Consider the following 20,050-nt stretch of genomic DNA (forward strand, 5'->3'; position numbering starts at 1 on the left):
CAATCTTAAATATGATGAATTTCGACTGAGGCGTGCACAATTTCCTCATGAATCGCCAGCGCGGCTTTGACCTGATCAGGATTAAGATCGGTCAATGTCGTTTCCAGACCGACAATACACGAGAACTTGCCTTTCCCCACTTTCCACACATGCAGATCGGTAATGTCAACCTGTGAAAACCCGGCAATCACCTCCCGTATTTCTTCAACCACAGGATGACCCATTTCGGCGTCCAGCAAGGTTTTTCCGGTTTCCTGCATCAGCCCCCAAGACCATTTCGCCACCAGCAATGCGCCCACAATTCCGAGCAAAGCATCCAGAAAATTCCAGCCGAAGTATTTGGCTGCAAATAAGGCAATAATGGCCAGAACAGAGGTTACTGCATCGGCAACTACATGCAGAAATGCAGCTTTTTGATTTAAATCATGATGGTCATGAGCATGGTGATGTGCTTCATGATGCTGGCTATGCGAATGGTGATGGTGATGGTGATGGTGATGGTGATGGTGATGGTGATGGTGATGGTGATCATCATGACCACCTTCATGTAATAGCCAAGCACAAATCAGGTTGACCATCAGGCCAATAATCGCAATCGGAATCGCCTCATTAAAATGAATGGTGACCGGATTGAATAAGCGCTCCAGTGACTGAATCCCCATCAACAGCGCGACCACCATCAATAAAATCGCACTACTATACCCCGCCAGAATTTCAATTTTCCAGGTACCAAAACTAAAACGTTGGTCATGGGCATAATGTCGTGCCATACGATAAGCAAAATAAGCCAGTCCCAAGGCTAGCATATGCGAGCTCATATGCGAGCTCATATGCCAGCCATCGGCAAGTAAAGCCATCGAATTAAAAAACCAGCCACCCAGAATTTCCAGCACCATCATCACTGCCGTTAAAAGAGTGGCAATTAAAATTCTTTTTTGCGCTAAAGGATTTCCTTGATCAAACTGATGAGAATGACGTCGTTCTAGGTTACTATGCTGCATTTATTTTAGTCTTCCAATATACTCCCCCTAGTATATATTTTTTTTAGGAAAAAAAGTATGTCTCACCTACACCAAGATAAGAAAATTTTAAATCGTCTTAAGCGGATTCAGGGACAGTTCGCAGCAGTCGAGAAATCGCTCACCAATCCTGACAGTTCTTGCATAGAGGTTTTACAGCAGGTTGCTGCAGTCAAAGGTGCGGTGAATGGTTTAATGAACCAGTTGATCGAACAACACTTAAAAGAACATGTATTAAAAGGTGCTGATCATGTGGATGAGGAGGAAGTAGAAAAGTTTTTCACCTTATTACAACGCTATCTATAAATACCAGATTGTCTTGCTCAGCTGCTCGATCTCGGCATGATCATGACTCACATATAACATCGGGATCTTGATTTCCTGTTTGACACGTTGAAAAAAAGGAATGATCTCGGCTTTATGCGCCGTATCCAGTGCAGACAGCGGCTCATCTAAAAGCAGCAATTGTGGCGAGTATAATAATGCTCGTCCCAAAGCCACTCGCTGTTTTTCGCCTCCAGACAGCTTAATGGGCATACGTTCCAGCAAATGTCCCAATTTGAGTAGCTCAACAATATAGTCCGCTTCAAACTGACGTTGTTGTGGTGCAATATGCTTAAAACCAAACAGTAAATTCTGTTTGACGTTTTTATGCGGAAACAGTTGGGCATCCTGAAAAACCAAGCCCACGCGACGCTGCTGTGTACTTAGATGGATATTTTGAGCTTGATCGAACCAGATCTGATCCTGAATTTTAATCCAACCCGATTGCGGTCGGATTAATCCGGCAATGCTATGCAATATCGTGGTTTTCCCCGAACCGGAAGCCCCAAACAAGCCAATCACCAACTGATCGGATTGAAAACGTTGATCCAGAGAGAATTGCCCTTGTTGCAGTTGTATATGACAATCAATCATGCTGAATACCCACGCTTATTTTTCTGATATCGATTGAACCACTGTGCAAACCAGAGCGCAAAGAACGCCACGGTTAAAGACAATATAATCAATCTCCATACTGCTGCCTCGGTATCCGGTTGCTGCATCAAGCTATACATCGCCAGCGGTAAAGTCCGGGTTTCACCGGCAATATTGCCAACAAAGGTAATGGTTGCACCAAATTCTCCCAAACTACGACAGAAACACAGAATACTACCCACCAAAATCCCGCTACTGGCCAATGGCAAGGTCACCTGTATAAAAGCGCAAAGGGAAGATGCGCCCAAGGTTTTCGCGGCCATTTCCAAACGTTGATCTACCAGTTCAATCGCCAGTCGAATCGATTGCACCAACAAGGGAAAGCCCATGACCGCCGAGGCCAATACCGCCCCTTTCCAGTTAAAGGCAAACTCTAAACCGAAAGGTGCCAGATATTGTCCGAATAATCCGCGATTACCAAACAATTGTAGTAACAAGTAGCCTGGCACCACAGGTGGCAAAACCAAAGGCAAGAACACCAAGGTCTCGAACAGTGATTTTCCCCAAAACTCTTTTCGGGCCAATACCCAAGCTACTAACGTTGCAGGAATGAGGCTAAACACCAGACATGCGGCTGCCACTTTACACGATAGCTTAAGGACTTCAATTTCTTCGGGACTAAGGATCATCATTCAATTACTGCGACACGCTAAATCCATATTTTTTAAATACGGCTTTGGCCTGCCCACTTTGTAAAAACTTATAGAATTTAATCGATTCGGTATTTTTCTTGATCAGCCCCACAGGATAAATAATCGCTGGATGGGTACTTTCAGGGAAGATACCGGCTACAACTACATCTTTGCTGATGGCAGCATCAGTTGCATAGACAATACCCACCTGACATTCACCGCGGGCTACAAAGTTTAAGGCAGCACGGACATCTTCTGTTTCCACTAGACGAGATTGAACCTTGTCCCACCAGCCCAGTGAAGTCAATGCCTGCTTGGCATATTTCCCGACTGGTACACTTTTAGTATCGCCTGTACACAGCTTACCCTGAATCACCTTACCTGGATCAAAGCTTTTATCCATTTTTAATTTAATCGGCCGATCTTTAGGCGTAATCATCACTAAACGATTACCCAATAAATTGATGCGATCTGTAGCTGCAAGCAATTGTTTGTTTTGTAAATAATCCATCCACTGTGTATCAGCCGAGATAAATACATCAGCTGGCGCACCTGCTTCAATCTGTTTGGCTAAAGTTGAGGAACCGGCATATGAGGTCTTGATCTGGGTTTTATTCTTCTTTTGATAGATTACATCGAGTTCATTGACTGCATTGGTTAAGCTGGCAGCGGCATATACTGTTACTGATTCGGCAGCAAATGCAGGGGTTTGAATCAATAATCCCGCCCCGAAAATGGCACTGCAAAGACCTAATTTTTTCATCGTTATTGTCATCATCCTGTCCTCAGATTTCGATATGTTTTTAAAAATATATCGCTGAATAAAGATACACTAAAAATAACATTTCGCCAGTTTTGTTAGGTTTTGTCCTTCACCTCTTTGTAACGCCATCAACAATTGAAAGATTTGTACTAAAAGCAGTTTTTTGTACAAAAAAAGCCTATTCAAACATCAAGTTAATGATATTGAATAGGCGTCGTTGTCTATCTTGAACAGATAACATAAATTGTTATCTTAGGAATGAGACAGAAAAAGATATAGAATTTTATCATTAAATGTTTTTTAATATACTATTAACCAAAATAAAGCCGAACAGGTTAATATTTTGGATCTAAATGAATAACACCTATATCAACATTCTGATAGAAGTCAAAAGTAGGCCTTCCCTTTATCCCTTCATTACATCCCATTTATCCAATTCAATTAAAAAATAATCTTTTCTATTTAAGACACCTTAAAATATCTCGAGCAGAAACAGAACCATTATTTATTTGCATATAAATTATTTAACCAACCCAATAAATAATAAAAAAATAAGTAGGTAGAGAAAAGTTAAAATAATTTATTTTGGATTGAGATAAACTCTCCCTATATTAACTGTAGTTTCTTTATCTGGGTTGATTGCATTTTGATCTTGTACAAATTTATCAATCTGGAATACAACTGGTTCATAATTTTGAAATTCAATAAATATAATTAAAGGTTGATTCCAGTTTTTATAGTCAGGCTTATTTATACGATAAGTATATGTAATAGGTTTCGTTTTAAATTTCCCAACATTATTTGTTTTTACATAATTATAAGGATCATTTCCAGAAGCATAGCTTACATAACCTTCGAGATTCCGTAAGGGCTCTTTTGTAACAGCATTGTATAAATAGCCTTTAGCACTTGGTGCTAAGTATATTGTCTGCCTAGTACAAGCTGCCAATAAAAAAAATAATTGAATATATAAAAAACTTCAAAAAACTCATAATTGTCTCTTTAAATTTTAAGTCTTGACAAATAAATAGTTTGATATCATTAAAATAATTACTCACAATTCTTTTTACTAGAGTCAATATATTTTATGTCTATCCGACCATTACTCTCAAGCAGACAAATTTTTCTGTGATAAATTTTATTTGTTTCCAAAGTGATTTCATATACAATATTTTTTTCGAAAATATCTACAGATATCTGGATACAGCTTTTTTCATCTATAGGCAATACTCCATTTTTATAAAGCTGCTCATAATTACTTTGAAATTCTTTTGTATGATCTATTTTTCCTGTAGACACTACAATACTATTGTCATATCCATAATGGGTTTTAGGATTGTTCGTGAATATACATAAATAATCTTGAATAAGTTTTACCTCAAGATCCTTACTTTGTGGATTACATCCAGTGATAAAGACACAAAAACCAAAAATAAATAATAGATTTAGATATGTAGACTTCATCTTTTATAATCTCGGCAATAATTATTTACCATATGGGTAACAAATTAATTACAAGTTGATTTTCCTGGTTCAACATATCTAACTTCCAGCTTATTATCATCATCTATGAGACAAATGCTTGTATGAAAGCTTTTATTTGTATCTAAAATAATTTCGTAAGCAATATTACGTTCAATTTCTTTTAATGGTATTGCAACGCAATTTTTTTCATCTATAGGTAGAGGGACATTAGTATATAGCTTTTCATAAGTACTTTTAAAATCTTTATTGTAGTCTATCTTCCCTAAATAAATAAGAAATGTATTATCAAGACCATAATAAGTTTTAGAATTATTTTTAAATACACATAAATGATCCTGATTAATTTTCACCTCAAGATCCTTACTTTTTAGATTACATCCTGTTAAGCAACCACAAAAAAAAGTAATAAAAACAAATAATTTATAGTTATTCATATTCAAAATCTAAAAGATAATTAAAATCTATCATCTATCATCTATCATTTCCCCAATCACCTTCATTACATTTAATGATTTCATTTTTTGATAGATTCAGCTTAGAATGACGACCCGACAGGCATGAATAATTTATAAATTCATACTGCCTCAGATACTTTCCTTTTTTAATTTCCAATCTTATCTGTGTCTCCAGAGTACCTGCTTTTATGCTTGAAGTATCAATACAGAAAATATACTTACTTTGTTTATTCGATAATTTTTTTAAACTTTCTTCATATATATCAATCGATAATTTTTCATCAAAAACATTTTCTTTATACTTAAATGAACTATCTAACAATCCAAACTCATTAGCAGCGCTCATCTCACTTGTTTTTAGAGCACAAAGCTGATGACCTGAAACTTCATAATTAAAATTTTCGGTCTGCTTTTCCTTACAACCTCCAAGAAAAGCCATCAATAAGAGTATAGGCAATTGTTTTAACATCGGCCATGCTCATCTAAAAAATCAAGCATTGATCTGTCCAGTAAAATGCGAAATACACAGTTTAGTTGAGCCTGCTGCAACGACCAAATTATTGCTCTAACCAGCAACCTTGCCGAAATAGATTAAATTTTAAAGCCCTTTGTTCATTCCAAGAGCTTTAAAAAGTTTTAACCTCTCACAGCTAAGTTCTGCTTCGGTAATAACTTACAACCACAAGATAAGGGATCATTGACACGTGCTGCTGCTTTGCCCATCACCTGCATATTCGGATCGCCAGCGACAATGGTCGCAACAGTTTGATGTTTTGGGCAGGTGGCCTTGTCACCGACACAGGCAATTGGAATCCCTTCAATCAAGAAGCTACTGTTACCACTAATCACCTGTCCACCGCCTGTGGTTGGACAACCAACAACTATATAGGGTGTTGCCATAATCACATCCCTCACATGTAGGTATTTAAACTGTTAAAGCACTTCAAATTCAATTCGACGGTTTTTCCGACGCCCGTCTGCCGTTGCATTATCAGCAACAGGCTGGCTAGAGCCCTTACCTTCAGTACTCAAACGGTCAGCAGCAATACTTTTACTGACCAGATAACTTTGTACCGCTGCAGCACGCTGCTGGCTTAATACCGTATTCTTGGTAGCATCACCAGAACTATCAGTATGCCCAATAATTTTGACTTTCTTGCCGCCCACCTTGTTTAAAGCCACCGCCATTTCGTCCAGAATCTGTTGTCCTGCCGCGGTCAGGATTGCACTCCCAGACTCAAATTCGATAATTCGGTTTTTCAATGCATCATCAATAATTTTTTGCTCTGCCTGATTCACAGAAAGCTGTGCATTAAAACGATAAGGCTGCTGCACTAAAGCCTGAAAATTATTGGTGGTCGGTTGAATGTCATTCGGGTCTGTCATTTTCCCGGTTAATTCGACCTGTGTTCCTCTGACTCGCAATTGCCCCTGCTTGACCTTTTTCAAGTCAGGTGTAATCACACGCGTCACCGAATCACTCCATCCATTTGGTGCTGACACTGGACGGACCTGAATTTTATCGACCACTTGATCAGCGCCATACACCGACTGCATCTTGACCAGAATTGCCTGTTTGCTGGCATCGTTCGGCACTACGCCTTCCACCACGATCGGTGCTGCATTGAGCACAGCACTTTGGCCTAAGAGTGTTAAAGCAAAGACCCAACCCGCCGATACAGATTTCAAATTATTTCTCATATTTATTCATCTAAAAAAGTTTGTCGGAATAGCTTTAAGCCCTGATTCAGGCTCATCTGACGCTGACAAAGTGACTGTTCGAGTGTCGCAAGGCCTGCATTTTGCTCCAGATAAGCATCAATCCATTGCGCCTGAATCAATGAAACCCAATGTTCACTCTGCATATTCTGGGTAAAGATATCGCTCAATGCCATGATATCTGCGCCTTGGAAACCAATAAATAGAATCGGCTCCTCTCGGTGCAAGATGCCAATCAGGATTTCGGTATTGTTAATGCCTAAGAATCGTCCAATCATTCCAACCCAGAAGGCAGCAATTTCATAACAATACATATGGTTATTGATCGGCAGGATTAACACCTTGTTTAAGCGACTGGTACCATTCTTTAAAATCGGCTGCAATAACAATCCCAAACCAATCATGCTTTGTGCGAGTTCATAGACATTGATCTTCATCAATTGTGCAAATGAGTGCATGGTATGATTTTCATAGAAACCATTACATTCGGTCGAGGTAAATAACTGAACCACGTTGGGTAGATTATTCAGCTTTTCCAGCATGATATTGGTATCACGGATACTGCGTAGTACCCGATTACGCTGGAACAGATCAACTAGTACCGACTTGTAATAATACGGCGCCAGCAACAGATTCTGATAAGGTTGTTCGACTTCCAGCAGTTGGCTTAATACCATTGGAAATGCTCGCCCTGAGCTATCCTGGCTGGCGATCAGGTTGGCTGCCAGAAACATCGGCTCAGCAGGATTGGCGATAAAGAAATCCAGCGCTGGTAAAGACTCATAACGTTGTTTGAAGTCAGGCGCTCGCATGGCAAGTTCAAGTGCTTCCGTGATCCATTGATCAAGCACCTGAATCAACGCATATTGCCCTTTGGACTTCAGAAAGTCACCCCGAGCGGGTGTCTTTCCGTAATACAAAGGTGTGGTCTTCACTTGTTGCATCCCAGCCCCTCCTGATGTTCCGTGATTATCCCTAACATTACGGTGTTACTCCTGGCTGAGCAGGTGCAGCCGGTTGTGGCTTCGGTGCAGCACCCGCAGGGGTTGCTTGCGCAGAAACCACGCGTACCGCTTTCTCTGTCACCACTTTATCAACCAGTTGCAAGCCCGCATAACCACGGCTCGAACCGATATTGCCTGAGCTATTACCGCTAATCAGACGGAAGTTCACTTTTAAGGTTAATGATGGTTCAGCTTTGCTGGTCCAGGTCATTTCGAAGCTACCGTTTTGCTCTTTACGCTGTGCCGCATCGATCAAACGGTTAATGCCATATTCACCCGGCTCTTCGAAAATGGTATGAGTCTTGCCTTCAAGATCGACAGCTGTAATACGAGCACCTGGAATCGCACCCTGATTCGGCCAGACGAAGTTCACCCATTGCTGAATGCCATTTTCAAACACCATTCGCTGACCATCGATATCAATGGTGTACGACAAGTACTGTGGATTCGGTAATGGATAGAACTGGAAGTTCGACTGATTTGACACAGGTGCAGCGGCTGGCTGATCCAGACTACCGGTCGCCATCCCATTGATTGGCGCCACATATTGCTGGAACGCCATCACAAATTGCGGGTTCAGGCTAATGCCCAAGTCTTTCCAGGTTTTAGAAGTCAACACATAGCCACGGCGAATCACAAATGGGTCCAAGGCTTCCTTGACAAAGCGTGCAATGCTACCTGTTTCACCAAAGATCTGACCGATTTCATTACTGGTTGCCTGTAAAGTCACACTTGAGTTAAATGGATACTTCTGGCTCAAATTGGTTTTAAATGGTTGATAGGCCTGAATGCCCCACAATTTGTTCAATTCATCTTGTGTCGGTGCAATCAAGCTGGCAAATGATTGAGTCAACGGTCCCATCAACAGCTTTTGCAATAACTGCTGGTCAGTATCCTTCAGACCCACCATCATTTTCTCATCCACATATTTCTGAGTGATGTTGAAAACTGAGGTTTGATCATTGATGGTCTGTTTCACTAAAGCCATCGCACTTGGACCAATCTCGCCTGCGGTTTTCAGATCATTAAACTTGCTGCGGACTTGCGCAAGATTATTCATGTATTCATCAAATAGCGACTTATCCTGCAAATCATCACGCTTACGCACCAATTGATAGAACATCTGGTACTCTTGAGAAATTGCACCTTGCGCACGGTCCATAGCTTGAGCCGCTGCTCTATCATCCGAATTATTCAAGACTTTACGCTTGAACCAGGCCACAAAGCCTTTTTCAGGGACAGCAAGCTCAGCTTGAACAATCGGGTTATCCCAGTTGGTCTCGATTGCGATCCGTTGTAACAGGGTACGGATCGGTGAGTTTTGAGGTTCACCCAAGATATCAATGGTCTTGACCTGCTGGCTAAACTGATCGGCTTTAGCATAATAAATACCGCTCAGGAACTTTTTCCATTCCGTCACATATTCCTGCTTATACAAGGCCACTAGTTGCTTGCGAATCTGCTCCGGGCTACCCGAGAAGGTCAAGTCATCAGATTGACGGCTATTCAACACCCAGTCTTTACTGTCTGTTGGTTTATTCGCCGCTTCATCAATCGCTTTTTCGACATATTCATCCCAAGCTTTTTGCGTAAATACACCTGGTAATGCATAGCTGCCCAGCACAATTGAACGGTTTTGCTCACCCACAATCTGTGCAACAGTCACCGCCGGAAAACGTACCGCTGCGCGCATCTTGATTTCGTTATAGACACGATCACGCGCTGGCATACCACGAATGACTGACAGGAGTACCTGACGGGTTTGATCAACCACTTGCGCATCTGTTTCAAGGATCGGGAAGCCATCCTGATTGGCCAAGGTCATGGCATAAGAAAGAATTTTTTCCGCATCCTGAATCATTTCACCACGTGGCATCTGGCCACGGTTGGCATCTAGCCAGGAACGCCAGAAACGCGACACCTGATCACTTAAATGACTACTATCCATATATTCCGGATTGCTCATCATCAAGTAGGCTTTTAATGCGTTATAGGCATCTTGCGGATTGGTATCCGAAGGCTCCAGATACTGCTGTGTCTTGGCAACCTGTTTGATTTCCACATTGACATGATTGGCTTTCAGGGTCGCTTCATTGTTCTTAACACGCTGCAGGTATTGTGCAATATTCTGTTGAGTTGGCGTCAGGACAATCTGCTTGATCCCTTTCAGGTATTCTGCCTTTAAGCTCTCGCGTAACTGATTGCCTTGGTACAAACCAAAGCTGAATTTAAGTGGACGATGGTCATTGAACTCATCAAGCTGCTGTAAACGCTCCTGCAAGATCAGTAAAGCTTCAAGCTGGGTGGAAAGCTGTTGCCCTGAGGCTTTTTCCAGATGGACCACTTTATCCAGATCTGCCTGCACATCGGCAATCAGTTGCTGGTTATTGCGATATGACCAGACCCATACGCCCAAGACCAGTGAAACACCGACCAATGCGGCAATGAATCCAATATAACGCTGACGCTTTTTCGCAGGATTGATATGCTGCTTTACCAGATCCTTATCGCGTAAAATTACATTCGAAAACAGGCCTTGCAAGAAATAGCCGTGATTCGGTGCAAGTGATGGACTCGGACCTTCCTGACCATTGAGCGGAACCTGCTGAAGCTGGAATTCCTGTGCAATATTTTCCGTCATTGGACTTTCAATAATGCCTTCCTGCAAAGCACTGGTAAAATAAAAGCCACGGAATACCGGCTGGAACTGATATGGATTATCTTCAAACAAAGTACCAATAAAGCTTTTTAATGCCGGTTTTAGCGTTTTGAATTCCAGCGGGAAGGTCATCACACTTGGAGAAATATTCTGCGAATGACGGCGGCTCAAATGCGTCGTACTTACACTCTTTAAACCGTCATACAGAATCGTGTAATGTTTTTCGAATAATTCAACCGCATTCAGGGAGGAGTTCTGCTCGTAAGGCAAGGTTGCGCCCCAAGCCTGATTGTATTCTTGCGACTCATAACAATCGAAGAACTCGGTAAAGCCCGCAATCAGGTCCATTTTCGAGAACACCAGATAAACCGGCACCACCACTTCAAGTCGCTCGGTTAAATCCTGAATACGGGCACGTAAATTCTTGGCCAGTTTCAAGGAGTTTTCAGGACTCTGGCTGATCAGTTCAGCAATACTGACAATCACGATCAGACCATTCACCGGGGCTTTAGAACGGTTCTTCTTCAGGATATTAAGGAAACCCAACCATTCAGAATGGTCTTCCGAGTACACTGAATAACGGCCTGCAGTATCCAGCAAGATCCCTTCGGTAGAAAAGAACCAGTCACAGTTACGTGTACCACTCAAACCCGCAGAGACCATCTTTTGATGGGTTTCTTCAAAGGGGAACTTTAATCCGGAATTATAAATGGCCGAACTCTTACCTGCAGCCGGGTTACCAATCACCATATACCAAGGCAATTCGTATAAAGCCGCATTGCCCTTTTTATCGCCCAGTTTGGATTTGCGAATCAACTGGATCGACTCTTTCATCTGTTGCTGGATTAACTGTAATTCGGCTTTATCTTTTTGTTGTCCGTACTCAGCCTTGCTGTCCTGTTCAATCGCATTGGCCAGTTCTTCACCCTGTGCTGCATGGCGCTTACGCTGGATCAACCAGTAAATGCCATACACAATCAGGCCCAACGCATAAGTCGCTGCCAACGCCCAGAAGATATGACGCGGAATGGACGAATATGAAGAAATAAGCGCCACAAACAAGGACAAAGCAATGATTGCCTTAGGATTAGTGATGTACTGCCACAGATAACCTAAAATGGTATACATTGAGTTCTCAAATTCTTAATAAAGTTAATCAATCAGCAATTGCTACACTTTCCTGATCCGGTGAGATCTCTGGGAAAGTTTGAATAAATGCTTTTAAATTTTGTCCATAAACAAAGGCAACCTGTTGATCTGGAAGGTGTGCCCCCAACATCAATCCAAAAACTTTTGCCACGTTCTGGGTATGTCCAGCAGTCGGTTTACAATACAGGTAGTGATGCTGCTCTACCGGGCTTTGTGCAAAAAACTGTTCCAGCTTTTTGACCGCCTTGATATCGGTCGCATCCTCGACCACCAGTACAAAAGGTTGTTCATCTTGATATTGTGGTAAATCATGTATTTCTAGCTCTTTGAATATTTGATCTAAATTATTTTGATGAGCGACCAGCTTTAAGCTTTTTAAAGGCTGTTGTTGCATCAGCTGCACTTCGGGATGCGCCAGGCAACTGCTACCGACAAACTCGGCAGGTGTATAGGCACTCATTCCCCACACCTTTTCATCCACGATTTCCTGATCAATTTCTGAGTCTGCAGCAATAATCAAGGAAATTTCATGCGCCTGTTTCTGGATACGCTCCACTAACTCGACCATCTGCTGCTCTGTCGATGCGGCACTGATAAAATGATATTCAATATGGAATTTTTGTGGAATGATGCCCAGCTCATAAAAAATGCGCTGCAGCATTTCATTACTACTTTGGTCATTCCAGGTATGTACCACATCCTCAGACAGCAAAATATGTAAATTTAACTTATCTAAACGGTAGACCTGCTCGATCTGCAACTCTTCACTTTGTTCTTCCCCGGAAAATCCAGGATCAATCCATGCAGGATGCATCCGGTATTCATGCAGGTTCTGGCTTTCGTAAAACAGGCTGGAGCGCTTTAAATGCTCTGAGATGGAAACGAGTACATCATGGTGCTGTTCGATCTGATGTCGAATCAATGCCATGATGCGTTGTTGTCGAATAGCTAAAAACTGTGACTCATCCTCGTCATCCGGACCCAACAGCTGATCCAGCTCCTCAATACGATAGGATAAAATCGGTAATCCCTGAAAGCTCAATAAATGCGGATCCAGTTTCGGGCTGGCAAACTCTTTAATCCCCGTCAGGATGGCATCATTTTCACCCAATGCATTATAGACCGCAGCAGAATACAGATTAACATTCAACCATTTACTTGCCTGAGCAATCGGCGCTTGCTCATCTTCTGCCTGATTATTATTTTGCTCAGCGGCCAAAGCCTGTTCTTTTCTCTCTTTATATTTTTGATAGCCCTTATAGATGAGCCAGGGCGAAAGTAAAATAAAGGTAATGACAACAGGCAGAATCAGGAAGTAATTAATCAGGTCTGCAGATTCAGGTAAATATTGCGTATCTCTCCAATAGAAGATCACAATCAGTGCAACCAGAATAAAACAGGTAATTAACGTTGCCAGGATTTTCTTGATCATTATGCGGCTCCTAAAAGTGCATAACGCGTTTCACTGTTATGTTGTAATTGTTCTGACGGCATTAAAAATGCACCTTGTCCCAAGCCCATTGCATGCGATGAATCCAGCGAAATCGGGCGAATTTCATTTTTGTCGAGAATCAAGCGCACATCAATAAACAGGGTCGGACTGCACCAGGTCTGGATCAGATCTTTTAATTTTTTATTCAGCGGCTGATTCGGTAAAAAAGCCAGATACTGTTCGCGGTTTAATGGGCCAATTTGAATTTCTATTTTTCCGTCAATCTGCTCAACAGTATCTCCGCAGAAGGTATTAATGCCCAGTAAACTTGGGTGACTGCCGCCCAAAGTGGTTTTCTGTTCATCGCCCAACTGGAATTTCTCTTTAACAAACTCCTGAATCTGTACCTGAGTATCAAACACCCGTCCTAAGATAGTTTTCAAGGCATGGGCAGTATTATTCTGTCCCTGCATCAAACCAGAAAATTCGGCAAAATATTCATCCAGATCATGCTGCTGATGCTGGGAGCGAATATAACCATTTAAGGCATGTAAAATATCGAGATAGTGATTCTTTTGCTCAATCTCATAACGTACCGGTAAGTTATAGGCAATACTGGCATCGACATATTTGGTCGTAAGTTTATGATTAAACAATCCCAAAAAGGCTTTGATTTCGAGTCGCTGCTGGCGGGAACTCTGCTTGAGTTTATTGGTATAGGTATAAGGCAGTGCACCCTGGGTACCGGTTAAACCGACCACTAGATTGGTCAAATGAATCCGCTGATCTTGATAACTCAGTTCCTCAATTTCAGTGGCAGGGAAACTTAAACTAAATGAGGTTCCAAATTTGAAATCATCTGACCAGTCCTGCTGACGGGATGGTGCAGGTAAATGCCGTAATAACCGTATCGACTGAATAAACTCAAATGAGCCGGCTTTTTTAAAAATCTGGTCGACTACAGAAGAGTCTTGCCACCAACGTTCTGCACGCATTGGTATATCTCCTGCTGATTAAGACTGTCTTTTACGACCACATCGACAAAACTGTTAATCTGAACTTTCAAATTAAACACATGGCTGAGCAGCTGACTGAAAATATATAAACTATGCCCTCTAAACACACTCTTGTTGACTGCAAGCTCAGCTTTCACTCCTCGAATGAACATCGGGAAAGGCTTGGAATTAACCAGTTTATTGGTGGTTGAAAAGCTCAATTGCTTGAGTGCATCAATCAGTAAAATATTTTCTTTTGAGTGCGGCAAATTATATAAGGCCAACAGCTCTTTCACATGACTCAAGGCATCTCCTTTCATCAAGGCCAGCGTATTCAATGAAAGATGAGAAATAATCCGCCACTGCTCATTTTTATTCTTATCAAAATAGAAAGGCGAAGTCGGACGTTTTAAAATTAATGCCCGTCGTGCCAAGCTGCTGTCATTCAGGTTCAGGATATTATTACTTTGACTTAATGCTTCATGCGGCAAATCGCCATTTGAGCAGAGTAAACGGGTACTAATAAAATCTGATTTAATTTCATAAGGTTTCAAATGTTTTGAAACGATTGAATAGCCCATTTGCGTGGTTTTATTTTGTGCGGGCACATAATTCAGCGAATAAAAGAACTGTACTTTATCATTATGATAATGACTCATTGCAAAAAACGGCAATACTGGCAGATGGGTCTGTTCCTGATTGGTTTTTTCCCGCACCATATTCATTTCAATCACCGAATAGACCTGATAAAGCTCAGGATGATGCGCATCGGTGATGAGTGGATATTGTAATTGGGTATGTGAAATTTTCTGCGGCTCGGCCTGTTTTTCAAACAGATTGATTGCGGGAGTCGTAAACAACTTAAAGTTTGCGACATTCAGCTCGGAATAATTCCGTACCACCGCCTGATCGTTTAAATTGAGCTTGAGATGAATCAGGATTTCAAACTGATTCTGCTGACCCAGCAAGCCTTTTAAGCGGCTTAAATCCAAATTGAGATAGTTAAATTTTTCAGGAAAACAGAAATATTCCATCAATAAACGATAAGCATGATGGGTATGCTGATCAATCGGCAACAGGCTTTCCTGCTCGGTAAACCCCATCACTTCAAATGGATTGCTGATTTCTACCACGCGCGGCCCGACACGGAGCGCAAAGCCGGTATCTTTACGGAAAATACTGTCCAGCACCTGTAATGGAAAGTTTGAAATCGCATCCAGATAAATCGGCAGTTTCTCATCCAGAATCCAATTTTGCGCCTCATTAAAAATTTCAAATTTCAGGCTTAAAGTCGCATTCTGGTTCAAATGCATATGAATACTGGGTGAGGTTTGAAACTCTAGCTGCGTTAATGAAATCGGCAATAAGCGAACTTCATTGGTGGTATTAAACTCGCATTGCACGCCTTTAAAGCTACGCGATTTCAAGGCTGTTTTTTGTGGAATGACATGTGCTGCGGTGAGCTGTTTCAGTTTATTAATATCTTCAAAGCTGACAACGGTACAGGCGGGGAAATGACGTAAATATTGAGGAAACATCACCTCAAACAGTGAATGGGTAAATACGTCGTAACTGTCTTCTAGTTTTTTATCAATACGTGCAGCGATCAGGGAAAAAGCCTGGATTAACCGTTCTATATGCGGATCATCAATCTGTTCCTGATTTAAGGAAAGACGCTGCGCAATTTTGGGATACTTCTGCGCGAACTCTCTGGACTGTTGACCGAATTCTTGTAGTTGTTTTTCATAATACGGTAAAAGTTGCTCTATCACAGTTCGCTCACACTAGGTTCTGGCAGAAATAACATATTGTTGTGTTGTCGGTTTGAGTAAAGCGTCAAAAAACACAGGTTCATATAAAGGATGGATGTTTAAGTAAGCTTGAATACTCAAACACAGTGAACCCATATTGTGACCATCTAATAACATCTCGACTTTTATCTGTCTCAATCTTGGCTCATGTGCAGCAATTGACTGCTCAATGGATTGGCAAATTTTATCCCGATCCAGCGGGTTGGCGGTTGACAGGCCAACAAAGTCAATAATTCCAAACTGCAAGATCGATTTCTTGGCGAGTGGATATTCATCCATATCACGATCAAATTGTGCAATCCGACTATTGAGCAAGTCTTCCAGATCCCGAGCAACAGACTCTCGTAATTGCTGAATCGACATGCCTCTTAAATAATCTTCCTGCTCAGGCACCAGACGATCAAATAAAGTTGACCGGAAGCCATAGGGATATAAATGATCTAAATTCATTTTTAAGAACAAATCTTGGAAAAATAGAGGCTAATAGGCGACTATTAACCTCTACTAGAACATCACGGTTTCTATTACGCAGCGTATGACGCTGTGTTGTTAGAAAGTGACCATTTCTTAGTAACAGCACCTTTCGCAGTACCGTTAATGTCTTGTTGGTTATATGTCCACTCAACAGCAGCATATTTCAAACCAAATGTTTCAGTAGGAACGCCTTCCTCATTAACAGTTGGCGTTACGCTTGAAACAAGAACGTGTTTCAATTTGATTTGTAAGTACTTGATACGCTTGTCACCATTTGCACGGTAGTAATCGATTTGTACTTCATCAAAAGTGTAACCCGCAGAACATGCTTCCCAAAGTTTTGGACTAGTTGCATCCAAATCTTTAACGAAAATCATGTCTGAGTGTTCAACACGTTCAGCAGTGTGACCACCAACGCTACTAGAAGTCGCAGATTTTGGTTGACGAATGTTATGAGACCAAGAGTTAACTTCAAGCCAACCTTTGTGTTCAGAATCGCGAGATTCTCCGTCTACCTTGTACTTGCCACGAAACTCAACATATATATCTTTCATTTAAACATTACCTCTATTTTATTTAAAGTTATTATCTAGCTGATCTCATTGTTAATTTGAGGACTGAGGTAGTTCAGTCACGAGTCGTAAAGAAACAGACAACTCATCCAGCTGGAAATGTGGTCTTAAGAAAACCACAGACTTGTAGTGACCCGGCTGAGCTGGATCTTCTACAACTTTTACAGATGCCTCACGAAGCGGATATTGTGCTTTTGCTTCTTGAGATGCACCATCATCTAGCAAGACATATTGAGACAACCATTCATTTAAGAAGGCTTCAACATTGCCTGCAGATGCAAAACTTCCAACTTTGTCACGCATCATTGCTTTTAAGTAATGCGCAATACGTGATACTGCCATGATGTACTGGATCTGGCTCGAAAGTGCAGAGTTGGCATTGGCCGTATCGCTGTCATATTTCTTCGGCTTTTGCGTTGATTGCGCACCAAAGAAAGCAGCATAGTCTGTATTTTTACAGTGAACGAGCGGGATGAAACCAAGATCACTCAGTTCTTTCTCACGACGGTCTGTAATGGCAATTTCAGTTGGGCATTTAAATACCACTTCGCCATCTGAGGTCTTGAAGGTATGCACTGGCAAGCCTTCAACCAGACCACCGCCCTCTACCCCACGAATCGCCGCACACCAGCCATGCATATCAAATGCATTGGTTAAACGGGTACCAAAGGCATAGGCCGCATTCATCCATAAATAATCGTCATGGTTTTCACCAGAGACATCTTCGATGAAGTTGAAACCTTCAGTCGCAGTTCCCTCTTTTGGATGATATGGCAGACGACCCAACACGTGAGGCATGGTCAATGCAACATAACGTGAGTCTTCGCTGTCACGGAAAGAACGCCATTGCACGTATTCAGCTGTTTCAAAGATTTTTGAAACATCACGTGGACGATCAATATCCGTAAATGATTCAAGGCCTAAAATACTTGGGCTTGCCGCTGAAACAAAGGGTGCATGAGCCGCAGCAGCCACATGAGAGATCTGTTCCAGTAAATACATATCTGACGGTGTACGATCAAACTCGAAATCACCAATCAGGGCCGCATACGGTGCACCACCGAATGAGCCATACTCTTCTTCGTAAATCTTTTTAAACAGTGTGCTTTGATCGAAATCAGTCGCACCCTGAAAGTCTTTCACCAACTCTTTTTTGGTCGTATTCAACATACGAATCTTGATCATCGAGTTAGAAGGTGTTTCTTGGCAGAAATAGTAAAGACCACGCCAGGTCGATTCAATTTTCTGGAATTGCTCATGGTGCATAATTTCACTCAATTGATTTGAAATTAATGCATCAATCTCGGCAATACGCTTATCAATCGACAAGGTCATATTTTCAGAAACCGTAATGGTTCCGGCCATCACTTCTTTTGCCAACTCACCAATCAGGCTTTTTGCACGAACATGCTCATCATCATTACGTGCAATACGGCTTTGCTCAACGATGGAGTCAAGCAGGTTCGCTGATTCAGCTTCCACACTTGCAACAGTAGCTGCCTGTAAATTACTCATTGTCAGCCTCCGCACTTAATTGACGGACCTGATCGGTATTTTTCAATACTTCATCCAACAAGTCTTCCAGTCGTTCACTATTGGAAATCTTGTTGCGCAAATCCGTTAAACGCTCACGCGCCGCAACCAGTTTGCGTAATGGATCAACTTGCTGTACCACCTGTTCTGGGCGGAAATCTTCCATCGAGTTAAACGTTAGGTCAACAGACATGCGACCACCCTCTTCAGTCAAGGTATTCTCAACCTGGAAGGCTGCACGTGGTGCCAATGATTCCATGACTTCATCAATGTTATCGAGGTCTACATTGATGAATTTCTTATCTTTTAATTTGGTTTTCTCTAACTCGGATGCAGCAGAGAAATCACCCATGACGCCGACAACAAAAGGCAATTCTTTTGACTCTTTACCGTCACCAACTTCAACATCATATGTCAGCTGTACACGAGGAGGACGTATGCGTTGCAGTTTCTTCTGTACGCTTTCTCTCTTTGCCATAACTTTCTACCCTTGCTTATTATTTCAACGAATCAAAAGGATTCGAGCCTGTCTTTTGAACAGTATTTGGTTGTTTAGTCGCTGGTGCTGCTGCAGCTGCTGGTCGCTTAGGTGCAGCAGTACGAGTTACATTATTACGTGCTGGTTGGGTTGTAGGTGCTTTTCTGTTTGTTGTACGTCGAGTATTTGTATTCGACACAGTATTTCGAACTTCTTTCTTTAAAGATTCGTCAGTAATGGCTTTGCTGGTTGAGGTATCAGGTGCGGGCACTGCTGCACGGATATTGTCACTCAACTGCTTTGCAGGTGGGTACGTCAACTCATTGCTTAAATAACGCATTTCACTTGAGCGCATGTGCTGAAGCGATTGATTCGCCAGCTCAACACTAGCCAAGAAAGCAACATCGGTTAACGCTGCACCACGGACATTCTGCTCTTGTAATTGTGTCGCCAGTTTTAAGGCATTCATCGGCTGCTTGAGTTCATACATGCGCATTGCAGCTTGAGCTAACAGGTCATTGACACGTGAAGCATTATCTTTATCACAAACCTGTTGATAAATTCCCAATAGCGTTTGATCCGTCTGGCCTGCCACCAACGGATTCTGTTTAATACATTTGCTTTTTAATTTAATTGGTTTCGCAGCCTGCTCTTCAGCATAAACTGAATTGCCGATTAAACCAGTCGCTATACAAAGAATTGATATTACAATACCTTTTTTCAAAATATGCCTCGTCATTATTTAACTTATAATTGAAGAGCTGACAATTATTGTTAAAAAACCCTCTTACTCGTCAATTTTTGTACATTTACATCATTTCCGCGAATTTAACAAAAAAAACACATATAAAGTCAATACCAGTTACGTTTATTAACATTATTAAAGTTTCAT

The 20,050-nt window shown here is 41.6% G+C and carries 21 protein-coding genes; 1 reads left to right on the plus strand and 20 read right to left on the minus strand.

Annotation, left to right across the window (positions count from 1 at the left end; translation table 11 throughout):
* Positions 1 to 5 precede the first annotated feature (5 nt).
* Positions 6 to 1,001 carry a CDF family Co(II)/Ni(II) efflux transporter DmeF gene (gene dmeF, locus IEV39_RS08680; protein WP_005284380.1) on the minus strand — a complete coding sequence of 332 codons (996 nt, stop codon included), beginning with the start codon at positions 999 to 1,001 and terminating at the stop codon, positions 6 to 8.
* A 57-nt stretch (positions 1,002 to 1,058) separates the two neighbouring features.
* On the opposite strand from dmeF, the gene IEV39_RS08685 reads away from it, so the two are divergent.
* Positions 1,059 to 1,325: a metal/formaldehyde-sensitive transcriptional repressor gene (locus IEV39_RS08685; protein WP_005229281.1), complete on the plus strand. Its 267-nt coding sequence runs from the start codon at positions 1,059 to 1,061 to the stop codon at positions 1,323 to 1,325.
* Here the strand turns inward: IEV39_RS08685 and IEV39_RS08690 are convergent.
* The 19 genes from IEV39_RS08690 to IEV39_RS08780 form a co-directional block, all read right to left on the minus strand.
* Entirely contained in the window at positions 1,320 to 1,937 is a 618-nt protein-coding gene (locus IEV39_RS08690; protein WP_005284377.1) for an ATP-binding cassette domain-containing protein, read from the minus strand. The genes IEV39_RS08685 and IEV39_RS08690 overlap by 6 nt on opposite strands.
* A complete protein-coding gene (gene modB / locus IEV39_RS08695; RefSeq protein ID WP_005284375.1) occupies positions 1,934 to 2,629 on the minus strand; it encodes a molybdate ABC transporter permease subunit in 696 nt (231 codons plus the stop codon). Before modB ends, IEV39_RS08690 begins: the two co-directional genes overlap by 4 nt.
* Before the next feature lie 4 nt (positions 2,630 to 2,633).
* Entirely contained in the window at positions 2,634 to 3,404 is a 771-nt protein-coding gene (gene modA / locus IEV39_RS08700) for a molybdate ABC transporter substrate-binding protein (RefSeq protein WP_005284372.1), read from the minus strand.
* Positions 3,405 to 3,972: 568 nt separating this feature from the next.
* Entirely contained in the window at positions 3,973 to 4,341 is a 369-nt protein-coding gene (locus IEV39_RS08705; protein ID WP_227554508.1) for a hypothetical protein, read from the minus strand.
* Positions 4,342 to 4,442: 101 nt separating this feature from the next.
* On the minus strand, positions 4,443 to 4,856 hold the full coding sequence (locus IEV39_RS08710; protein WP_005284369.1) for an NF045616 family extracytoplasmic (lipo)protein: 414 nt from the start codon (positions 4,854 to 4,856) through the stop codon (positions 4,443 to 4,445).
* 44 nt (positions 4,857 to 4,900) lie between these two features.
* Positions 4,901 to 5,311 (minus strand): NF045616 family extracytoplasmic (lipo)protein, encoded by a 411-nt coding sequence (locus IEV39_RS08715; protein WP_005284366.1) that lies wholly within the window; start codon positions 5,309 to 5,311, stop codon positions 4,901 to 4,903.
* A 37-nt stretch (positions 5,312 to 5,348) separates the two neighbouring features.
* Positions 5,349 to 5,801 carry a hypothetical protein gene (locus IEV39_RS08720; RefSeq protein WP_005284363.1) on the minus strand — a complete coding sequence of 151 codons (453 nt, stop codon included), beginning with the start codon at positions 5,799 to 5,801 and terminating at the stop codon, positions 5,349 to 5,351.
* A gap of 167 nt (positions 5,802 to 5,968) precedes the next feature.
* Complete coding sequence (locus IEV39_RS08725) at positions 5,969 to 6,232, minus strand: PAAR domain-containing protein (protein WP_005229270.1); 264 nt, start codon at positions 6,230 to 6,232, stop codon at positions 5,969 to 5,971.
* Between the two features lie 33 nt (positions 6,233 to 6,265).
* Positions 6,266 to 7,033 (minus strand): OmpA family protein, encoded by a 768-nt coding sequence (locus IEV39_RS08730; RefSeq protein ID WP_005229269.1) that lies wholly within the window; start codon positions 7,031 to 7,033, stop codon positions 6,266 to 6,268.
* 2 nt (positions 7,034 to 7,035) lie between these two features.
* Complete coding sequence (tagF, locus tag IEV39_RS08735) at positions 7,036 to 7,995, minus strand: type VI secretion system-associated protein TagF (RefSeq protein ID WP_005284359.1); 960 nt, start codon at positions 7,993 to 7,995, stop codon at positions 7,036 to 7,038.
* Between the two features lie 37 nt (positions 7,996 to 8,032).
* Complete coding sequence (tssM, locus tag IEV39_RS08740) at positions 8,033 to 11,842, minus strand: type VI secretion system membrane subunit TssM (RefSeq protein ID WP_005284356.1); 3,810 nt, start codon at positions 11,840 to 11,842, stop codon at positions 8,033 to 8,035.
* 28 nt (positions 11,843 to 11,870) lie between these two features.
* Positions 11,871 to 13,295: a hypothetical protein gene (locus IEV39_RS08745; protein ID WP_005284354.1), complete on the minus strand. Its 1,425-nt coding sequence runs from the start codon at positions 13,293 to 13,295 to the stop codon at positions 11,871 to 11,873.
* Positions 13,295 to 14,290, minus strand: a complete 996-nt coding sequence (gene tssG, locus IEV39_RS08750) for a type VI secretion system baseplate subunit TssG (protein WP_005284351.1) — start codon at positions 14,288 to 14,290, stop codon at positions 13,295 to 13,297. The genes IEV39_RS08745 and tssG overlap by 1 nt, the downstream gene beginning before the upstream one ends.
* Positions 14,254 to 16,062, minus strand: a complete 1,809-nt coding sequence (gene tssF, locus IEV39_RS08755; RefSeq protein ID WP_005284349.1) for a type VI secretion system baseplate subunit TssF — start codon at positions 16,060 to 16,062, stop codon at positions 14,254 to 14,256. The genes tssG and tssF overlap by 37 nt, the downstream gene beginning before the upstream one ends.
* A gap of 12 nt (positions 16,063 to 16,074) precedes the next feature.
* Positions 16,075 to 16,551, minus strand: a complete 477-nt coding sequence (tssE, locus tag IEV39_RS08760) for a type VI secretion system baseplate subunit TssE (protein ID WP_004771197.1) — start codon at positions 16,549 to 16,551, stop codon at positions 16,075 to 16,077.
* Positions 16,552 to 16,625: 74 nt separating this feature from the next.
* Positions 16,626 to 17,129 carry an Hcp family type VI secretion system effector gene (locus IEV39_RS08765; RefSeq protein ID WP_004654761.1) on the minus strand — a complete coding sequence of 168 codons (504 nt, stop codon included), beginning with the start codon at positions 17,127 to 17,129 and terminating at the stop codon, positions 16,626 to 16,628.
* A 51-nt stretch (positions 17,130 to 17,180) separates the two neighbouring features.
* Entirely contained in the window at positions 17,181 to 18,662 is a 1,482-nt protein-coding gene (gene tssC, locus IEV39_RS08770) for a type VI secretion system contractile sheath large subunit (RefSeq protein WP_005284346.1), read from the minus strand.
* Positions 18,655 to 19,158 carry a type VI secretion system contractile sheath small subunit gene (tssB, locus tag IEV39_RS08775; protein WP_005229256.1) on the minus strand — a complete coding sequence of 168 codons (504 nt, stop codon included), beginning with the start codon at positions 19,156 to 19,158 and terminating at the stop codon, positions 18,655 to 18,657. Before tssB ends, tssC begins: the two co-directional genes overlap by 8 nt.
* 19 nt (positions 19,159 to 19,177) lie before the next feature.
* Positions 19,178 to 19,882 carry a hypothetical protein gene (locus tag IEV39_RS08780; protein WP_005229255.1) on the minus strand — a complete coding sequence of 235 codons (705 nt, stop codon included), beginning with the start codon at positions 19,880 to 19,882 and terminating at the stop codon, positions 19,178 to 19,180.
* Positions 19,883 to 20,050 lie beyond the last annotated feature (168 nt).

Origin of the sequence: Acinetobacter courvalinii (assembly GCF_014635545.1) — a bacterium.
In the GTDB taxonomy this organism is placed as follows: Bacteria; Pseudomonadota; Gammaproteobacteria; order Pseudomonadales; family Moraxellaceae; genus Acinetobacter; species Acinetobacter courvalinii.